The sequence below is a fragment of the Agrobacterium sp. CNPSo 3708 genome (assembly GCF_028674915.1).
Taxonomy (GTDB): Bacteria; Pseudomonadota; Alphaproteobacteria; order Rhizobiales; family Rhizobiaceae; genus Agrobacterium; species Agrobacterium cavarae.
Genome location: NZ_JAQZSF010000006.1, coordinates 38,748 through 55,366, shown reverse-complemented (window position 1 = coordinate 55,366; position 16,619 = coordinate 38,748). Strand labels below are relative to the sequence as shown.

General features: G+C 60.0%; 15 protein-coding genes. 5 read left to right on the top strand and 10 right to left on the bottom strand.

The genetic code is table 11. The features are described 5' to 3' along the window. Nucleotides 1–58: 58 nt before the first annotated feature. Entirely contained in the window at nucleotides 59–262 is a 204-nt protein-coding gene (locus PVA19_RS13930) for a DUF4287 domain-containing protein (protein ID WP_144621504.1), read from the bottom strand. Between the two features lie 190 nt (nucleotides 263–452). Here PVA19_RS13930 and PVA19_RS13925 point away from each other — a divergent pair, with 190 nt between their 5' ends. Together PVA19_RS13925 and PVA19_RS13920 are read left to right on the top strand one after the other, a co-directional pair. Continuing rightward, nucleotides 453–971 (top strand): PAS domain-containing protein, encoded by a 519-nt coding sequence (locus PVA19_RS13925; RefSeq protein WP_274102984.1) that lies wholly within the window; start codon nucleotides 453–455, stop codon nucleotides 969–971. A gap of 179 nt (nucleotides 972–1,150) precedes the next feature. Next, nucleotides 1,151–1,996 (top strand): diguanylate cyclase, encoded by an 846-nt coding sequence (locus PVA19_RS13920; protein WP_274102983.1) that lies wholly within the window; start codon nucleotides 1,151–1,153, stop codon nucleotides 1,994–1,996. A gap of 24 nt (nucleotides 1,997–2,020) precedes the next feature. Here the strand turns inward: PVA19_RS13920 and PVA19_RS13915 are convergent, their stop codons facing one another. From PVA19_RS13915 to PVA19_RS13890, 6 genes are all read right to left on the bottom strand, one after another. After that, nucleotides 2,021–2,677 carry a 4'-phosphopantetheinyl transferase family protein gene (locus tag PVA19_RS13915; RefSeq protein ID WP_274102982.1) on the bottom strand — a complete coding sequence of 219 codons (657 nt, stop codon included), beginning with the start codon at nucleotides 2,675–2,677 and terminating at the stop codon, nucleotides 2,021–2,023. Next, nucleotides 2,674–6,690, bottom strand: a complete 4,017-nt coding sequence (locus PVA19_RS13910) for a Pls/PosA family non-ribosomal peptide synthetase (RefSeq protein ID WP_274102981.1) — start codon at nucleotides 6,688–6,690, stop codon at nucleotides 2,674–2,676. The genes PVA19_RS13915 and PVA19_RS13910 overlap by 4 nt, the downstream gene beginning before the upstream one ends. Before the next feature lie 135 nt (nucleotides 6,691–6,825). Continuing rightward, nucleotides 6,826–7,032, bottom strand: coding sequence for a hypothetical protein (locus tag PVA19_RS13905; protein WP_274102980.1), 207 nt, complete (start codon nucleotides 7,030–7,032; stop codon nucleotides 6,826–6,828). Further along, nucleotides 7,029–7,724, bottom strand: a complete 696-nt coding sequence (locus tag PVA19_RS13900) for a GNAT family N-acetyltransferase (RefSeq protein ID WP_274102979.1) — start codon at nucleotides 7,722–7,724, stop codon at nucleotides 7,029–7,031. The genes PVA19_RS13905 and PVA19_RS13900 overlap by 4 nt, the downstream gene beginning before the upstream one ends. Nucleotides 7,725–7,810: 86 nt before the next feature. Continuing rightward, complete coding sequence (locus tag PVA19_RS13895; RefSeq protein ID WP_062427782.1) at nucleotides 7,811–8,512, bottom strand: tellurite resistance TerB family protein; 702 nt, start codon at nucleotides 8,510–8,512, stop codon at nucleotides 7,811–7,813. Between the two features lie 105 nt (nucleotides 8,513–8,617). After that, complete coding sequence (locus tag PVA19_RS13890; RefSeq protein ID WP_062427961.1) at nucleotides 8,618–9,256, bottom strand: 2-dehydro-3-deoxy-phosphogluconate aldolase; 639 nt, start codon at nucleotides 9,254–9,256, stop codon at nucleotides 8,618–8,620. Between the two features lie 154 nt (nucleotides 9,257–9,410). Between PVA19_RS13890 and PVA19_RS13885 the strand changes: the two genes are divergently transcribed. Both PVA19_RS13885 and PVA19_RS13880 read left to right on the top strand, forming a co-directional pair. Then, entirely contained in the window at nucleotides 9,411–9,899 is a 489-nt protein-coding gene (locus PVA19_RS13885; protein WP_274102978.1) for a CYTH domain-containing protein, read from the top strand. Further along, entirely contained in the window at nucleotides 9,883–10,791 is a 909-nt protein-coding gene (locus PVA19_RS13880; RefSeq protein WP_274102977.1) for a CHAD domain-containing protein, read from the top strand. Before PVA19_RS13885 ends, PVA19_RS13880 begins: the two co-directional genes overlap by 17 nt. A 60-nt stretch (nucleotides 10,792–10,851) precedes the next feature. On the opposite strand, the gene PVA19_RS13875 is transcribed toward PVA19_RS13880, so the two are convergent. Further along, nucleotides 10,852–12,084 carry a hypothetical protein gene (locus PVA19_RS13875; protein ID WP_274102976.1) on the bottom strand — a complete coding sequence of 411 codons (1,233 nt, stop codon included), beginning with the start codon at nucleotides 12,082–12,084 and terminating at the stop codon, nucleotides 10,852–10,854. Between the two features lie 287 nt (nucleotides 12,085–12,371). Here PVA19_RS13875 and trhO point away from each other — a divergent pair, with 287 nt between their 5' ends. Beyond that, nucleotides 12,372–13,358: an oxygen-dependent tRNA uridine(34) hydroxylase TrhO gene (trhO, locus tag PVA19_RS13870; protein ID WP_274102975.1), complete on the top strand. Its 987-nt coding sequence runs from the start codon at nucleotides 12,372–12,374 to the stop codon at nucleotides 13,356–13,358. Nucleotides 13,359–13,421: 63 nt separating this feature from the next. On the opposite strand, the gene PVA19_RS13865 is transcribed toward trhO, so the two are convergent. Continuing rightward, on the bottom strand, nucleotides 13,422–15,584 hold the full coding sequence (locus PVA19_RS13865; protein WP_274102974.1) for a bifunctional diguanylate cyclase/phosphodiesterase: 2,163 nt from the start codon (nucleotides 15,582–15,584) through the stop codon (nucleotides 13,422–13,424). Nucleotides 15,585–15,822: 238 nt separating this feature from the next. Further along, nucleotides 15,823–16,599, bottom strand: a complete 777-nt coding sequence (locus PVA19_RS13860; RefSeq protein WP_112520894.1) for a MetQ/NlpA family ABC transporter substrate-binding protein — start codon at nucleotides 16,597–16,599, stop codon at nucleotides 15,823–15,825. Between the last annotated feature and the right edge of the window lie 20 nt (nucleotides 16,600–16,619).

Sequence of the window (16,619 nt, the reverse complement as noted above, 5' to 3'; positions counted from 1 at the left end):
AACCCACATGGCGTGTTTCGTCCTGCGCCTGGTCGGGTCAATTAACCGAAGTTTCAGATCACTCTCGAAGCGTATCCGCAACCAGCGCATTCGCATGACCATGGCCCAAGCCATACTCCTGCTTCAGCCAGGAAACCAGCTCCATGTGCTTCTTGCCGCTTTGACTTCTGATGAGGTCTTTCCATTCCGCTATGGGGCGGCCGTATTTGGCTTCAATGGACGGAAAATAGGAAGCAGGACCTTTCACAGGCTCTTTCGTCATGGCATCTCCGAACTTTCGATTGGCTCTCTTGTAAGAGTATCACGGCCCCTTCCGTCAGCAATTGGCAGTCGCCTTACTTTAGCAGAAGCGAACACACAAATGTGATCGAATTTATACCGTCAACATCCGGGAGACTGCCTGCGCAACCCATTGGCGAAGACCATCTCATTGTTTTAATAGGAGCCGGGGAATGTGTGGGGTCACTATGGAAACGATGCAGAGACGTTTGATCAAAGGCCTGTTGGAAGGTGCGGGATTCTATTCCTGGTCATTGGCAACGAACCTGCTGACAGCTGACGTGGCTTTCGCGCGAATATACGAGATTGATCAAGACAAGCTCGCGGAGGGTATTCCCGTTGAGTCCATACTCGAAAAAATCGTCGAGGAAGATCGTCCGCGCCTTGCCGCCCGTATCCATGATGTCATCCTGGGTGGCACGCCGTTCGTGTCGCCCTATCGGATTCACTGTGCCAATGGAAAGGTGAAGTCTCTCCTGAGCATGGGATCATGCGCCAAGGACTTCGATGGCGTGCCTTCGGTCTATTCGGGTGTGGTGCTTGTCGAACAGGAGAGCGACGCAAGTTCCGGGGCTGAAGGATTGGAACTGCATATTGGCGCTGCGATCGATCTGGCAAAGGCGAGAAAATTCGAACTGACGGAACGCTATCTGTCCTCGGCGCTCAGATCGCTCTCTGCTGGTGGCGCATGACAAGCGGCGCCTTGCAAAACTGACATCCTGAACGAGATCGTTCAATAGGACGTACGCGCCTCTCGTGTCGATGCAAGCCACTCGCTGCGAAATGTCGCCCACCAGAAAATGGTCTAGGATTCTCATGTTTATGCCACTAAATGAGGCAGCGTTAATACAAGCCGCAGCCTGAGGTGCTCGTGACCAAGATCAAATCGTCCTTTGTCGCGAAAACCTTTCTTGTCTGCTTCGTCAGCGTCCACGTGCCGCTGATTGCGCTTGTCGCCTATCTGTCGATGGGTTTTCAGCTCAGCATGTTGTCGGTTCTCCTTCTCATTCTCGTCGCTACCTTGGTCGGCACGTCGCTGTGCCTTTTTGCGATCTGGCGGCTGCTCAGGCCTCTCAACCTGCTGGCGGATGCCATGAAGCGGTATCCGGAGGACAAGGGGATTTTGAAGCTCTATCCAAAGTCGCCTGACGAGATCGGCACGGTGACCGATATTGCGCGCGCGACGCTCTTGCAGGTCGAGACTTTGACCAAGCAATTGAAACATCAGGCAACTACGGATTTTCTCACCGGGCTGGGAAACCGCCGCGCGCTGATGGAGCAGATGCCGATCATTCGCGCCAAGGCCGCACGGCCCGAAGAAGCCGTGTCTCTCATCCTCTTCGATCTCGATCACTTCAAGCGCATCAATGATGAATACGGCCACGATGCCGGCGACAATGTTCTGATGGCCATCGGCGAAGCCGTGAAGGATCACCTGCGCCCTTACGACTACGCTGCAAGAATGGGCGGCGAAGAGTTCTGCATCGTCTTGCCCGGCGCCGACCTCGCAGCGGCGGAAACAGTGGCAGAACGTTTGCGCCACGCTGTCGAAAGTCGCGTGGTCGAGCCCTTGCCCAAAGGGCGCATCACCGGCAGCTTCGGCGTCGCCCAGGCCCGACCGACCGAGCGACTGCAAGAGCTTCTCCTGCGCGCCGACGCGGCATTGTACTCGGCAAAGGACCAGGGCAGAAATGTCGTGGTTCGGGCGCAGCCTTAAGAGAGTTTCGCGCTGGTTCGGTGACTATCGCCAACCGGAATCGGGCAGTCTGGCAACCGCCTGCACGGTTCCTGCCTCCGCCCGCACGCACACATGTGTTTCCCCTTCCCTTGAAACAACCCGCACCCCCTCATCGAAAGCCGCCGTCTCCATCTCGGCCGCATCGATACGCGATGCGATGCCGAGGCATTTGGCGTGGGCTTCTTTTGCCGTCCAGCGGGTGATGAGCGTTCCTTCCGTGGCCCCTTGAAGGGCGAGCCGTTCGGTTGGGGTAAAGCTGTCTTCCGGCGGCGGTTCGGCATCAAGCGGTTCGATATCCACTCCGATGGGGATCCGGCTGAGGCCGATCAGGCAGTGGGGGAAGCGGCCAGCGAGGCTTATGTGCCAGCCCTCTGGATGGAGGACCTGCGGCGCGCCGAGTGCGCTTCTGCCGATGATGATCTCATCCGGGTGCAGGCCAGAGAGCCGGGCCAGCAGGAGCTTTGAAAGGCGTCGGCGCAGAGCCCGCATGCCCGCCTCCGGCTTGGATGCCAGATCCTGCAGATCGGCGGCGGAGAGCGTTGCTCCGCCCGCCAACCGTTCCGTCTCGGGCCCGTCGAGGCGCAGGTGCCACACCACCGGCACCTCACCGGTGGCTATCGTCAGATCGTCCGCGCCGGAAAGCCAGACGATCTCGCTCATGCGTTACGCACGGGTTGCGCCGGAGAGCCTTCCCAAGAGGTGCCCGCCGGCAGCGTTTCGCCCTTCATCACGACGGACAGGTCGCCGAGCTGGGCATCTTCGCCGATTTCGGCGTCGTAGAGCACGATGGCGTAGGAGCCGATCACCGCGCGGTCGCCCACCGTGACGCTGCTGACCTTCATCACCCTGTCTTCGAAGAGATGGGTCTGCAGACCGGAGAACTCGTTTAGCGCCACCTCGTCGCCGATGCGCACCAGATCATGCTCGGTGACATCGGTCGTGTCGATGAAGCAGTCGCGACCGATCTTGCAGCCGAGCAGACGCAGATAGGCCGAGATCCACGGCGTGCCGCGCAAGGGCTGCAGAAGGTTCGGCACCGCCAGGTTCTCGTAAGTTGCCGTCACCAATTCGGTGCGCCAGACGAAGGTGCTCCACAGCGGCTTGGTCGTCGGCTTGTAGCGGCCCATCACCAGCCACTTCAGCGCCACGACCGAGAGACCAGACGCCAGCGCGAAGCCGATATAGAGGAAGGGGAAGACGGCCGCGATCAGCGTCTGGCTGTCATCGTAATCCTGAATATCACCGACGATGGAGAACAGGATGCTGAAGAAGGCGAGAAACAGGGTGAGCGGCAGGATCACGCGGATCGCCTCGATCGACAGGCGCATGGCGACCAGCCGTGGACGCGGGTTGAAGCGCGCGCCCTCATCGAACAGGCCGACGGCCTGGCGCACGGGCAGCGAAATCGGCGGCGAACCGAACCATGTGCCATCCGGCTTCTCGGCCCCGCCATCCGATGGCGGCTTGGAGAGCACGCCGATCAGCGTACCATCGGCGATCTTGGCCCCGGTCGGCAGCACCGCGGAGTTGCCGATGAAGGAACGCCGGCCAATTCTGGTATGCGCAAGCTCGATGATGCCCGGCTCATGGCGTGCCGCACCAAAGACCACGCCATCGGCAATGAAGCTCTCCGGCCCGATATCGACGAGATCGGGCACGATCTTTGCGGCGGTGGAAATCTCGGCACGCTTGCCGATCCGCACACCCAGTGCGCGATACCAGGGCAGCACATAAAGGGTGGCATAGATCGGGTGAAGCAGCGCCAGCGCCAGGTCCGTCACCTGCTGGACGAACCAGAAGCGCAGATAGAACCAGCTATGGATCGAGTAGCGTCCCGGACGCACCGGCCCGAGGATCAGGCGCTTGGCGAAGACGGTCAGAACGCACATCAGCACGATATAGGTGAGTGCCAGGAATGGCGAAATCAGCAGATAGGAATAGCCATCGGTGTTCCAGTCGATTTCGATCATCGCGATCAGACCGGGCGCAATCGGCAGGATGGCGACCACGGGAAGAAGGGCAGCGGCGATGAAAAGCCCAACGCCGACCAGAAAGCGGCGCAGGAAGCCCGCCTCGTCATCACGCCGGGCAACGCGGCCCGTGGCGGCGCATTTGGCCGGAGAGCCGTTCCAGCTTTCGCCAGCCGGGATCGACTGGTTCATCGGCAGCGAAGACAGATCCTCGAGCGCTGCGGCATCGCCCACCACGCAGTTGCGCCCGACCACCGCCATGGTGCCGATGGAGGCGCTGCGGCCGATCTTGACCGAGCCGAGGCGCAAGAGGCCGCGCTCCACCGAACTGGTGGCGAGCATGGCATAATCGCTGACGATCGCATCATCGCCGATGCTGACGAGGTCGGCGGTGTCGATGGCAACGGTGCCGATAAAGGCACGACGACCGATCCTGGCACCCAGCAGCCGGTAATAGAAGCGGATCATCGGCGTGCCGCTGAGATAGGGTGTCGCGATGATATCGGAGAGGCGGCGCACGAACCACCAGCGCAGATAATAGCTTCCCCACAGCGGATAATCGCCCGCCTTGTAGCGACCGATCACCAGCCATTTGACGAGGATGGCAAAGACCATGCCGAGCGGCGGAATGAGAATGAAGCTCAAGCCGCTCAACAGCAGCGCCGAAAGGCGGCCGAAATCTTCGACCAGATAGGTATAGGCCAGATAGGGGAAAAACCATTGCAGCCCGGCCACCGCATAGATCGGCACCAGCGCGATGGTCTGCAGCGTCCAGCAGAGGCGCTTCTGGAACGTGCTGACACGGTGGAAGGGCTCGAGTGCTGCGCTCTCGGCCATCACGTGCTCGCCCAGGCGCGCAGCGAGCCGGCGGATGGTCGGCGCGGCGTAGAGATCCTGGATAGAAACACCGGAAAGACCGGGCGCCTTGCGCATGGCCGACGCCAGGCGCGCGGCCTTCAGCGAATGGCCGCCCAGATCCTCGAAGAGGTCGTCTTCGACGGAAACCTTCTGGGGCGCGAAAGCCTCCGACCAGATGGCATGAAGCTGGATTTCGAGCGGCGTCTGCGGTGCGATAGCTTCGCGATCCGAGGAGGCCACCACCACCGGGCGCTGAAGCGCCTTGCGGTCCACCTTGCCGGAGGCGGGCAGTGTCGGCAGCGCATCGAGTATCTGGTAGGCGGCAGGCCGCATATAGTTCGGCAACCGGTCAGCAACGCGCTTGCGGGCAGCGTCGATATCGATCACCGCACTGCCGCGCGCCACAAGGAAGGCGGCCAGAAGTTCGGACCCGTCATCATCGCGGAAGAGATGCACCACGGCCTGCGCCACGGCAGAATCCTCGGCAATTACCGCTTCGATCTCGGCAAGCTCGACGCGGAAACCGCGGATCTTCACCTGCGTATCGATGCGCCCCATGAACTCGATATCGCCGACGGCATCGAGCCGCACGAGATCGCCGGAGCGATAGATCCGCGCGGGAAGCCCATCCGGCCCGTCGAAGGGCGTCATGACGAATTTGTCTGCGGTGAGATCGGGACGGTTCACATAGCCGGAACTGACCCCCGGCCCGCCGATCACAAGCTCGCCTTCGGCGCCGGCATTCACCGGCCAGAGCTTGTCGTCGACGATCCAGGCGGTATAGCCAGGCAATGGCCGGCCGATGGTGACGCGGCGGCCAGGTTGGACCTCCGTCCATGTGGCCGTCACCGTCGTTTCGGTCGGGCCATAGGTGTTGAGGATGCGAAGGCCGGGGCGCGCCCAGCGGTTCACCAGATCCGGCGGGCAGGCCTCGCCGCCGAGATTGACGATGCGCAGCGTCGGAAGCTCGGTTTCCACCAGCGTGAAGAGCGATGGCACCACGTGCCAGACGGTGACGTTTTCCTCGGCCAGCGTGATCGCCACATCCGGGCCCGCTCTGTGCAGCGCTTCGTTGGCAACCAACAGTTCGGCACCGGCGGAAAAGGCGCTCCACATGGTCTCGATCGACATGTCGAAGGCAACGCTGAAACCGCCGAACACCTTGTCGGTGTCCTCGATCGCCAGGATCGAGCCTTCGGCCCGCAGGAAATGGCAGGCGCTGCGATGCGAGATCATCACGCCCTTGGGGCGACCGGTCGTTCCGGAGGTGTAGATGATATAGGCGAGATCGTCGGGAGACGCGCCGATTTCGGCCCGCGTGATCGGCAGCGCATCCTGTGCCGCAAGATCGCCCAGCGTCTCGTTGACCACCAGAGTCTGCACCCGCATGGCACCGGCACGTTCGGCATCGGTCACGATCAGCGTGGCGCCGCTATCTTCGGCAATGAAGTCGATACGGTCCTGCGGATAGGTCCAGTCCACCGGCACGTAGCAGGCGCCGGCCCAGAGCGTACCGAGGATCGCCATATACTGATCGAGCCCGCGCGGCAGGCAGATGACGACACGGTCGCCACGTCTTACCCCCATGGTCTGCAGCGTGCGGGCAAAGCGAATGGCGCGCTCAGCCAGTTGCCCGTAGGTCAGCTCAGTCCGGCGGCTATATTCGGGATCGTTTCCCAGAAGCCGAAGCGCAAGTTTGGACGGATAGCGCCTGGCCGTCTGCTCAAAAATTTCCTGCAACATCTCGTCGCGGGCGTAAGGTTCATCCTCTCGGACGGGAAGCGACGGGGCAATCGGCGCAAAAACGGTCAATTCCAACGGCCTTTCGGCCACATTCCAGTCCATGAAGTCACCAAAATATACAGAGCAGCATCTTAAATGCCGCCGCTATACATCATTTGGAATTGCGCCGAAAGAAGGTGCAAGAAAAGGCCAAATGCAGAATTTTTGGGCAGGCGCGATTGCCATCGCTTTAGGCAGTCAACCCCGCCGCTGGTGGCGCGCCCTGAGCCAGAATACCAGGAAGAAGGCCAGCACCGCCGCAACATCGAAGGCTGCCGCCAGCCACACCGAATAGGTGTTGGCAAGCCACAGCGTCACCGTCGGTACGATGTAGAACAGAAACCCGAAGCCGAGGATGATGGCGATGGCGGCAATGGCGGCCGATGTCGTATCCTTGCCGCTCATGCTGTAGCCCCGGCGGGAAGATCGGCACGGATGTCTTCCAGCTTGCGCTTTTGCGTTCCGTCTTGATTGAAGTTCTCCGGCGAAAGCCATGCCTCGAAGGCCTGACGGATCACCGGCCACTCGCTGTCGATGATCGAGAACCAGGCGGTATCGCGGTTCTTGCCCTTGGAAATCATGTGCTGGCGAAAGACGCCTTCAAAGGTGAAGCCGTAGCGCTTGGCGGTTGTCTTGGACGGCTCGTTCTCATTGTGGCACTTCCACTCGTAACGGCGGTAACCGAGATCGTCGAAGACGTGCCGCGCCATCAGATAATGAGCTTCGGTGGCAAGTGGCGAGCGCTGCATCTTCGGCCCATGGGCAACCGAGCCCACCTCGACCACGCCATTCTTCGGATCGGGTCGCATATAGGTCGCCATGCCGATGACGTCGCTGCTTACATTTTCGATGAAGACCAGCGTTACCCACTGCAAGCTCGTTGCCATGCCCTCGATCCAGTCGCTGAAGGCGGCCGCATCGGCAAAAGGCTCGTTGGGGAAGTACTTGATCAGCTCATTGGTGCCGAGCCCGCCAAGCGCATCCCACAGCGCCTGCTGGTGCGCCGCCCGATCAAAGGGAACGGCGGTCACGAACCGGCCTTCGAGCGTCACCGGCTGCGGTGCTGGACATCCTTTGAACTGGCTGAGATCGCGCATCTTCCCTCCTGAGCGTTGCGACGCTCAGGAATAGGTCAGCCGGTCATCAAAGACAACCGGCCTCTGATATGGAATAAATTGATCGATCAGACCTTGGCGGCCGACACGGTCGCTTCGATATGCTCCACCAGCGCATCCGGCAGGCCAAGACGACCGGCAAGAAGATCGAGATAGCCGCGCTCAGCCCGGCTATCCGGCTCGATGGTAAGGCGCGAGGCGGTGTAGATTTCCACCTTCTGCTCTTCGGTCGTTGCCGCAGCCACCAGCGCGTCGATATCGAGCGGATCGGCCAGTTCTTTCTCGATGAAGGCTTCCGCCTCATGGTCGAGACCGGAGACCTTGACCTTCTCCATGATATGGGCGCGCTCGCCTGCGTCGATATGGCCGTCAGCCTTGGCAGCGGCAATCATCGCCTGCACCAGCGTCAGCGCGAAACTGTTGGACAGCGCGGGAGACTGGGGGTGGAACGGGGAATCGACCGGCGGAGGCAAAAGCTCCTGCGTCGGCTGCGGCTGGGTCACTGCCTGCGGCGACTTGCCGGACTGATAGTTGCGGTAGGCGAGATAGCCAAGACCGGCGATGGCGGCGATACCGCCGACGGCGGCGGCATTGCCCGCAAGCTTGCGGCCCGTCTTGGTGCCGAAAATGGCCGCAGCCAGTGCGCCGGCCTTCATCGGATTGTTCTTCGCAATCTCTGCGGCCTGGCCTGCACGGTCCCGCACGCTTCCTGACAGCCCAGGCACCTGCGAACCCAAAAACTGGTCGAGAAGCTTTTTCGCGTCGAACATCAAAATCTCCTGTTTGCGTCAATGTCGAAACAGGAGATAGGGAGTGTACGGCCGATTACAAATGGCAGGGATCTTCACGCCGTCGTGAACGGCATGAACAAGCGATCAGCCGCGAAGCGCTGCGGCTTCGGCTGCAAGCTTGGTAATGCCCGCCCAATCACCCGCTGCGATCAGTTCCTTCGGCGCAACCCAGGAGCCGCCGACGCAGACGACGTTCGGCAGCGACAGGTAATCCTTGGCGTTCTTCAGCGAGACGCTGCCGGTCGGGCAGAACACGGTGCCGGCAAGCGGAGAGGAAAGCGCCTTCAGGTAAGGCGCGCCACCGGCCTGTTCGGCGGGGAAGAATTTCAGAACCTTGTAGCCTGCATCGCGCAGCACCATGACTTCGCTCGCAGTGGCGGCACCTGGAAGCAGCGGCACGTTGGAGCTTTCCGCCGCATCGAGAACGCTCTTGTTGACGCCGGGGCTCACGATGAAGGTGGAGCCGGCCTTGGCGGCGGCATCGAAATCCTTGGCGTTCAAGATGGTGCCGGCGCCCACATGCGCACCTTCCACCTCTGCGGCAACGGCGCGGATGGCATCGAGTGCGACGGGCGTGCGCATGGTGATCTCGATGGCTTTCAGACCGCCTTCCACCAGCGCGCGGGCCAGCGGCACGGCAGAGGCCAGATCGTCCACGATCAGCACGGGCACCACAGGTTGAAGTTTCAGGATGGAAAGAAGCTTTTCGGAATCCTGGGCCATGGCGTTATCTCCGGCTTTTGTATCGATTGAAATTGCGCTTTCAAATACCGCGACCATTCCGCCGTGTCGAGGCCGAGCCAACGATTTCTCATTTATTGCTTTTTCATGACAACTACTTGGTTTACCGTCCCGACAAAACAGCGCAGGGTGTTGAATGGCAAAAGAAATCGAACGCAAGTTTCTGGTCCGCAGCGATGAGTGGCAGCGAGAAACGACGTCTCGGAAATCGTTCCAGCAAGCCTATGTCGCCTCCATGGAGGACCGCTCGGTCCGCGTCAGGATCATGGACGGTGCCGACGCCCGGCTCACCATCAAGATCGGCACCAGTGCGCTTGTGCGCGACGAATACGAATATCCCATCACGGTCGAAGACGCCCGCGAACTGATGACCACAGCGCTTGGCATCGTCATCGAAAAGACCCGCTATACCGTCGATCACGAAGGCTTCGTTTGGGAGGTCGATGTCTTCGACGGGATCTATCGCGGTCTCGTCGTTGCAGAAGTCGAGATGAAGCAGGAAACCGACCGCCCGGCACTTCCCGCATGGCTTGGCCCGGAAGTCACCGGCGACAGGCGCTATTCCAACCAGCATATGGCCTTGGAAGATTTGAGCGGGGAGCTGTGCCATGTCCTTCAGGATTGATCCCACCCGCTCCTTCGTCGAGGAGATCAAGCATACCGGGCGAGAACTCATCGACGACGCCATCGCGCTTTTGAAGGATCAGCCGGACGGCACGGACCGTGCGGTGCATGATACCCGCAAGAAATTCAAGCGCATTCGCGCGCTCTACCGCTTCCTCGAAAAGGAGGCGCCGGAGTTCCGCAAGACGGAAAACGCCCGCTTCCGCGATACCGCCCGCTCCCTGTCAGCCGCGCGCGATGCCGCAGCCTTGGTGGAAACCATCACCTATCTTCAAGATTTCGCCCGCTCCGATGCCGAGCGCGAAGCCTTGGCAACCGCCCATGATGTGCTGAGCAGGCGCCGTGATGCCGCAACCCACGAGGATGGCGACCTGCCAAAGCGGATCGAAGCGGCCATCCAGTCCTGCGAAGACGGCAGGGACGCACTCTCGGCCCTGTCGCTCTCGCATGGCGAAAAGACCGCGCTGAAGATGATCCGCAAGACCTGGGAAAAACAGCGGCGCAAGGCGCTCGACGCCTTGGGTCTCTGCCACGGGCAAGCCCATGACGAGTATTTTCACGACCTGCGCAAAAGCGGCCAGGTCTACTGGATGCATCTGGCGCTGTTACAAAAGCTCTGGCCGTCCGCCATGCGCGCCAAAAGGGCGGACGCCAAGCAACTGGTCAAACTCCTCGGCCACGAACACGACCTCTCCGTACTCGCCGCCTTCGCCGACCGCGAACCCGAGAGCTTCGCAGGCGGCGAAACGCTTGCCCTGCTGCTCGACGCCATCATCGACCGTCAACAGGCACTGCGTGAAGAAAGCCTCGCGCTCGCCGACAACGTCTTTGCGGAGACGGCCGCCCGCGAGGCGGAGATCGTCGCGCTTTTGTGGAAGCACGCGGCCCGGTGAAGTCCCGCTCATGAGCCTGACATCCCGATGAATTGGCTCAACACAAAGGTCCGGCTAGTTTCACTTGCCGGGCGTAGAGCCCATTGCCTTCGTGACAAGCTCCGTGAAGTTTGGCGGATCAACATTATCGCCATGTCCAGGGCCGGGACGGAAGAGCGCATTTAGCACAAGCGCGCGATCCTCTTTCACGGCTCCTTCTTTCTCGATCAAATGGAAGAAGGTGTCGAGCATGGTGAGCCTCAACCTCGCGTCATCCAGCAACATCAGGGACCGGGAGTTGAAGCGCACCACCAGGCGAATGGCCCAGATGTAGAGGAAGACAGGAACTGTGACGATGACCAGCCTGCCGATGGCAGCGATTGTGATCTGCGTATCGTTGGGCGTGGGCAAAACCTGTCCGTTCGCGTCGGTGGTGGGCAGGCTCGATGCCGCGACGATCTGCGCGAGGTAATGCAGAACTTCAGGCGTGAAACAGATGGCGCCGAGGATCGGCGCGGCAATCAGACAAAATATCGCAATCGAAGACGCGATGAGCGCAAAACGGCTCTGCTTTTCGCGTTCGCCCCATAGTTTTCTAGCCGCCTCGGTGCCAAATCTCGCAACCTGAGCATCGAGGTCAGCTCGAAGCTGTCGGATAGTGGTATCGATTTCCTGGTTACGATCCTCGAATTCAGTCGCCTTTTGCTCAAATGCGTGGCCTGCGCCGGTAAGTTGCTTTTCTGCCTTAGCGATCGCTTCGGCAGCTTGCGCCTGACAGAGTTGTTGGCTGTCACGAATTTTTTGGTACCCAGACATCGCAGCCGATAGCTCTTGTGCTTTTCTGTCAGCCTCCTGCTCAAGCGTCTGAAGCTTTGGCGCAATAATTGACTGGAGGCCTTCTGGTGCGGAAAGGATTGTTTCCCAGCTTATCAGGCTCATCAATTCTTCCTGAACGCGCGGCTGGGCAGCGCCGACCGCGTCCGCTGCAAAACGGCGATAACCTGCAAGCAGAGGAGCAATGTATGGGAGGAAAAGTCTATCGTTCTTTTTAGCGAGGATACTTAGGACGTCCAACGACAAAGCATCCGCTGAATACTTCTCGCCGCTGGGATGCGTAAGTCTAAGACGATCAATTACTCGATCTATCGCTGCAACGAGATCTTGAGGCAAGCTAGACGCCCGTTCGCCTACGAACAAGCTCTGAACGATTTCCTTGAGTTTCTGGTGAGACTGGATTGCTTCATCAAGCACCTCAGGTCCGCCAGAGTAGCGTGTGAACAGCTGGTTTATAAACCGATACATCTCATATTTCATTATCGCTGCTCTTAACTGTCTCAAGATTATGCATTCGGACTAAGAGCTGCTTGATACACTCACAATCCTGCACTGCGCTTGCCATTAGGTTAGGGCTAGTGATTCACTGCGGACCAGATAACTGCACCCTCAATGCTTCATCAAACGGAATCGCGACCATGAAACGAAATTTGCAGGCTGGCGCAGTTTTAAAGCGCGGTGACTAAGCCACAACCATCTACTGTGACCGCGCAAATCCAACGCAATCAGGATTGCAACAACGTCCGGATGGCTGTATTTCAGCGCCCATGACCGACAGCACGACACCCTTCCGCCCGGACGCCACCGCCGAGGCGACGTCTTCCAGTTCCACCCTTTCCGGTGCCGCTGGCGATTTCCTCGTGGCAGCGCTGTACCACTTCGCCCGCTTCCCGCGGTTCGAGAGCACGCGCGATAGTCTCTTCAAGCTCTGCCAGGAACAGGGTGTGAAGGGCACGCTGCTTCTGGCAGCCGAGGGCATCAATGGTACGATTGCCGGAACCGATGCAGGCGTGCAGACCGTGCTCTCCTACCTGCGCGCCCAGCCGGAATTTGCGAGCCTGGAGCACAAGGAAAGCCGCGCGTCGAAGATGCCCTTCGTGCGTATGAAGGTGAAGCTGAAGAAGGAAATCGTCACCATGGGCGTGCCGGATATCGATCCCAACCGGATCGTCGGCACCTATGTCGATCCGAAGGACTGGAACGCGCTGATCTCCGATCCGGATACGATCGTCATCGATACCCGCAATGACTATGAGACGGCGATCGGCCTCTTCAAGGGCGCGGTCGATCCGCAGACCAAGACGTTTCGCGAATTTCCCGATTGGGTGAAGAACAATCCCGGCCTGCACAACAAGCCGAAGATCGCCATGTATTGCACAGGCGGCATTCGCTGCGAAAAGGCCACGGCCTTCATGAAGGAACAGGGCTTTGAAGATGTCTTCCACCTGAAGGGCGGCATTCTGAAATATCTGGAAGAGGTGCCGGAAGAAGAGAGCCTGTGGGAAGGCGCCTGCTTCGTCTTCGACGAGCGCGTCTCTGTGGTCCACGGCCTTGCCGAAGGCGATCACCAGCTTTGCCACGCCTGCCGCAACCCGATCACCGAGGAGGTGCGGCTGTCGCCGCTCTTCGAAGAAGGCGTCTCCTGCCCGAGCTGTTACAATGATCGGACCGAAGAAGACCGCCAACGCTTCCGCGACCGCCAGAAGCAGATCGATATCGCCAAGAAGCGCGGCGAAAAGCATCTGGGGCGATAAAGCGCCGTGCGTCCTGTTGGACGCACAACGAATGCTTTTTGAATCGACGCATTGTGCTTTCGATTACGAAGCCTTCAACTGCTCCATCGGCGCATCTTGCTGCGCCAGCAACTCGTGAATGCCTGCGGCAGGTAGCGGCTTGGAGAAGAGATAGCCCTGCAGTTCGTCGCAGCCGCAGATCTGCAGGATGACGGCCTGGTCCTCGGTTTCGATACCCTCTGCCGTCACCGGAATGCCAAGCGAGCGGGCGAGAGCCACGGTGGCGGTGAGCATTTCGAGTGAACGGCCGCCCTCTTCCAGCGCCACGACCAGCGACTTGTCGATCTTCATCCGATCGAAACCGAAGCGACGCAGATAGCCGGTGCTGGCAAAGCCCGAGCCGAAATCGTCAAGCGCGATGCTGAGCCCGATCTGCTGCAGCTTTTCAATGACGGCCTGGGCGCGCTCTGGATGATGAATGAAGTAGCCTTCGGTCATTTCCAGCATCACCCGCTCCGGGGCAATGCCGGTTTCGTCCAGCACCTGCACCACATGTCCGGCGAAGGCTGGGTTGCGGAACTGGACAGGCGAGATGTTGATGGCGATCTTCAGCTCCGGCCATGCGGCCGCTTCCTTGAGCGCCGTGCGCATGACCTGCATGCCGAGCTTGTCGATCAGCCCGCCTGATTCCGCCGCTGCAATGAAGACATCCGGCGAAACCGGGCCATAGCCTGGGCGGTTCCAGCGGGCAAGCGCTTCCACTCCGATGATACGGCGGCTCAACGTAGAAACGACTGGCTGGAAGGCGACGCGGATTTCGTTGTTGTCGATGCCGTATTTCAGATCGGCTTCCAGCTGCTTGCGCTCTTCACGGCGCGCGTCGAGATCGGCCTGATAGGCGAAGTAGCGGCCGCCGCCCCCTTCCTTCGCCTCATACATGGCCATATCCGCCCGCCGCAGCAGTTCCTCGCCATTGATATCGCCACCCTTGGAGACGGCCGTGCCGATGCTGCAGCCGATTGCGGCAACGCGGTCACCCAGCATGAAGGGTTCGGAGACGAGCTCCAGCAGTGCGTCGCAGAACATGCGCCCCTCAATGCGGGCGTTCGGACCCTGCAGCGCTATTGCGAATTCGTCGCCGCCAAGGCGCGCCAGCAGGGCGCCCTTCGGCGCAAGAACCTTGAGGGCCGCGGCCACCGCCTTGATCAGCAGATCTCCCACCTCGTGGCCGAAGGAATCGTTCACATCCTTGAAGCCATCGAGATCAAGATAGATGAGTTCCACATAGGAGCCGTCCGCGTTCGCCGCTTCCGTCATGCGCTTCAGGCCACGAAACAGGCCGGGACGATTATGCAGCCCGCTCAAGCGATCGACCAGAAGCTCTTCGCGCATGACCGCTTCCTCACGTCTGAGCTTGCGGATGACGGCAAGGCCGAAGATGAAGAGCACCAGGAAAAAGACGCCGACAATGGAAAAGGCGGTCAGCACCCGCGGGCGCACCTCGTTGAGGCTGACATCGCCCGGCATGGTGGAGGTCCAGGTCAGCTTGCCAAGAATATCGCCATGCGGATCAACGATATCGACATAATAGGGTGTGGCTGCAAGGCCGGGTTCGAGCGACAGCCCATTGACCAGATAGGTCTGGCCGAGCTTGGCGACCTTGTCATCGGTCAGATGGCGAACGAACACCAGATAGCGCTTGCCAAGCGAGGGGTCGAGCTCGCCGGATTTCTTGCGCACCAGCGCCACGCCCGCGGCGGCAATGCCGTCACGCGTGCGGATGAAGCCGGTCGTTTCCGGGGTGGCCTCCGGTCCGGCATTGCGGATGCGGTTGATCATTTCGGATATGGAACCACCGAAATAGGAGCCGACGCTCCAGGGTGCCGGTGCGCCATTCTGATAGGCCAGCAGCACGCCCTCCTGATCGTCCAGAACGACGGCGGTATCGAAGAGCTCGCTATTGACGGTCATGTCGCCGTAATTGCTGATGATCCAGCCGGCACCATCTTCGGCATAGACGAAACGGGCGGCATCGTCCCAGGCGGCGTAGTCATTCAGTGTCGCGCCCAGCTGATGCTGGAAGGTGGAAAGCGCGCCGCGCGCAGTCTGGAGAGAACGCTCCTCATCCAGCCGGTTGGCCATCTGGGTCACATTGGTCAGCGCCGAGAGAACGAGCGCGGTGATCAGGGTGACAATGAGCGCAAAGGCAAAAAGAACACCTGCGACCGCAGATCTCCTACCGATCATCCTCATTCTGCCTTGCCCCACACTCAATGCAACTTGCCCTTATCAAGCGCTATCGTGCCGGGGAAACATTCAGAAGAGATTAAAAACACACGCGGTAATTTTGTACGAAACGTACAATTCTGCCACTTTTGCAAGAAAAAGCCCCTCCCGCAATTGCGGAAGAGGCGAAAGTTCTACACGCAGCCGCAAGACCGACCGCGCCATTTACAATCTATAGATTGCAAAACCGCACAGCCTGTTACCAGGAAGGGATAACGGTGCCGTTATACTTCTCGAGGATGAAGTTTTTCACTTCCGGGCTGTGATAGGATTCAACCAGCGTCTTTACCCAGGGCTTGTCCTTGTCTTCCGTGCGAACCGCGATCACATTCGCATAGGGAGACTTTTCGCTTTCAATGGCGATTGCATCCTTCTTCGGGTTGAGGCCGGCCGCGGTTGCATAATTGGTGTTGATCACCGACGCATCGGTATCATCCAGCGAACGCGGCAGTTGTGCGGCGTCGAGTTCGACGATCTGGATGTTCTTCGGGTTCTCGGTGATGTCGGCTGGCGTGACCTTGAGGCCGACAGCCTCGTTCACCTTCAGCACGCCCTTGGAGGCCAGCACCAGAAGCGCGCGGCCACCATTGGTGGGGTCGTTCGGAATGCCGACGGTTGCGCCATCCTTCAGCTCGTCCAGGCTCTTCACCTTCTTGGAGTAGACACCCATTGGCGTGGTGATGGTGGTGCCGACGCTGACGATATCGAACTTGCGGTCGGCAATCTGGTTGTCGAGATAAGGCTGGTGCTGGAAGGAGTTGGCCTGCAGCTCGCCATCGGCCAGCGCCTGGTTCGGCACGACGTAATCGGAGAAATCGAGGATTTCGATATCGAGGCCCTTGGTCGCGGCAACCTTCTTCACCTGCTCCATGATCTGCGCATGTTCGGCAGGGGTCACGCCGACCTTGATGGTTTCAGCCAGCGCGCTGCCGGCAAAGAGGGCTGCGAGAGAAGCAGCGATAATGAGCTTTTTCATGGGTGTCTCCTTGACGTTGT

What these genes read in the sequence shown, in the direction of transcription:
- PVA19_RS13930 (WP_144621504.1), bottom strand. Translation starts at nt 262, where the DNA reads ATGACGAAAGAGCCTGTGAAAGGTCCTGCTTCCTATTTTCCGTCCATT.
- PVA19_RS13925 (WP_274102984.1), top strand. Translation starts at nt 453, where the DNA reads ATGTGTGGGGTCACTATGGAAACGATGCAGAGACGTTTGATCAAAGGC.
- PVA19_RS13915 (WP_274102982.1), bottom strand. Translation starts at nt 2,677, where the DNA reads ATGAGCGAGATCGTCTGGCTTTCCGGCGCGGACGATCTGACGATAGCC.
- PVA19_RS13910 (WP_274102981.1), bottom strand. Translation starts at nt 6,690, where the DNA reads ATGGACTGGAATGTGGCCGAAAGGCCGTTGGAATTGACCGTTTTTGCG.
- PVA19_RS13905 (WP_274102980.1), bottom strand. Translation starts at nt 7,032, where the DNA reads ATGAGCGGCAAGGATACGACATCGGCCGCCATTGCCGCCATCGCCATC.
- PVA19_RS13900 (WP_274102979.1), bottom strand. Translation starts at nt 7,724, where the DNA reads ATGCGCGATCTCAGCCAGTTCAAAGGATGTCCAGCACCGCAGCCGGTG.
- PVA19_RS13895 (WP_062427782.1), bottom strand. Translation starts at nt 8,512, where the DNA reads ATGTTCGACGCGAAAAAGCTTCTCGACCAGTTTTTGGGTTCGCAGGTG.
- PVA19_RS13890 (WP_062427961.1), bottom strand. Translation starts at nt 9,256, where the DNA reads ATGGCCCAGGATTCCGAAAAGCTTCTTTCCATCCTGAAACTTCAACCT.
- PVA19_RS13885 (WP_274102978.1), top strand. Translation starts at nt 9,411, where the DNA reads ATGGCAAAAGAAATCGAACGCAAGTTTCTGGTCCGCAGCGATGAGTGG.
- PVA19_RS13880 (WP_274102977.1), top strand. Translation starts at nt 9,883, where the DNA reads ATGTCCTTCAGGATTGATCCCACCCGCTCCTTCGTCGAGGAGATCAAG.
- PVA19_RS13875 (WP_274102976.1), bottom strand. Translation starts at nt 12,084, where the DNA reads ATGAAATATGAGATGTATCGGTTTATAAACCAGCTGTTCACACGCTAC.
- trhO (WP_274102975.1), top strand. Translation starts at nt 12,372, where the DNA reads ATGACCGACAGCACGACACCCTTCCGCCCGGACGCCACCGCCGAGGCG.
- PVA19_RS13865 (WP_274102974.1), bottom strand. Translation starts at nt 15,584, where the DNA reads ATGATCGGTAGGAGATCTGCGGTCGCAGGTGTTCTTTTTGCCTTTGCG.
- PVA19_RS13860 (WP_112520894.1), bottom strand. Translation starts at nt 16,599, where the DNA reads ATGAAAAAGCTCATTATCGCTGCTTCTCTCGCAGCCCTCTTTGCCGGC.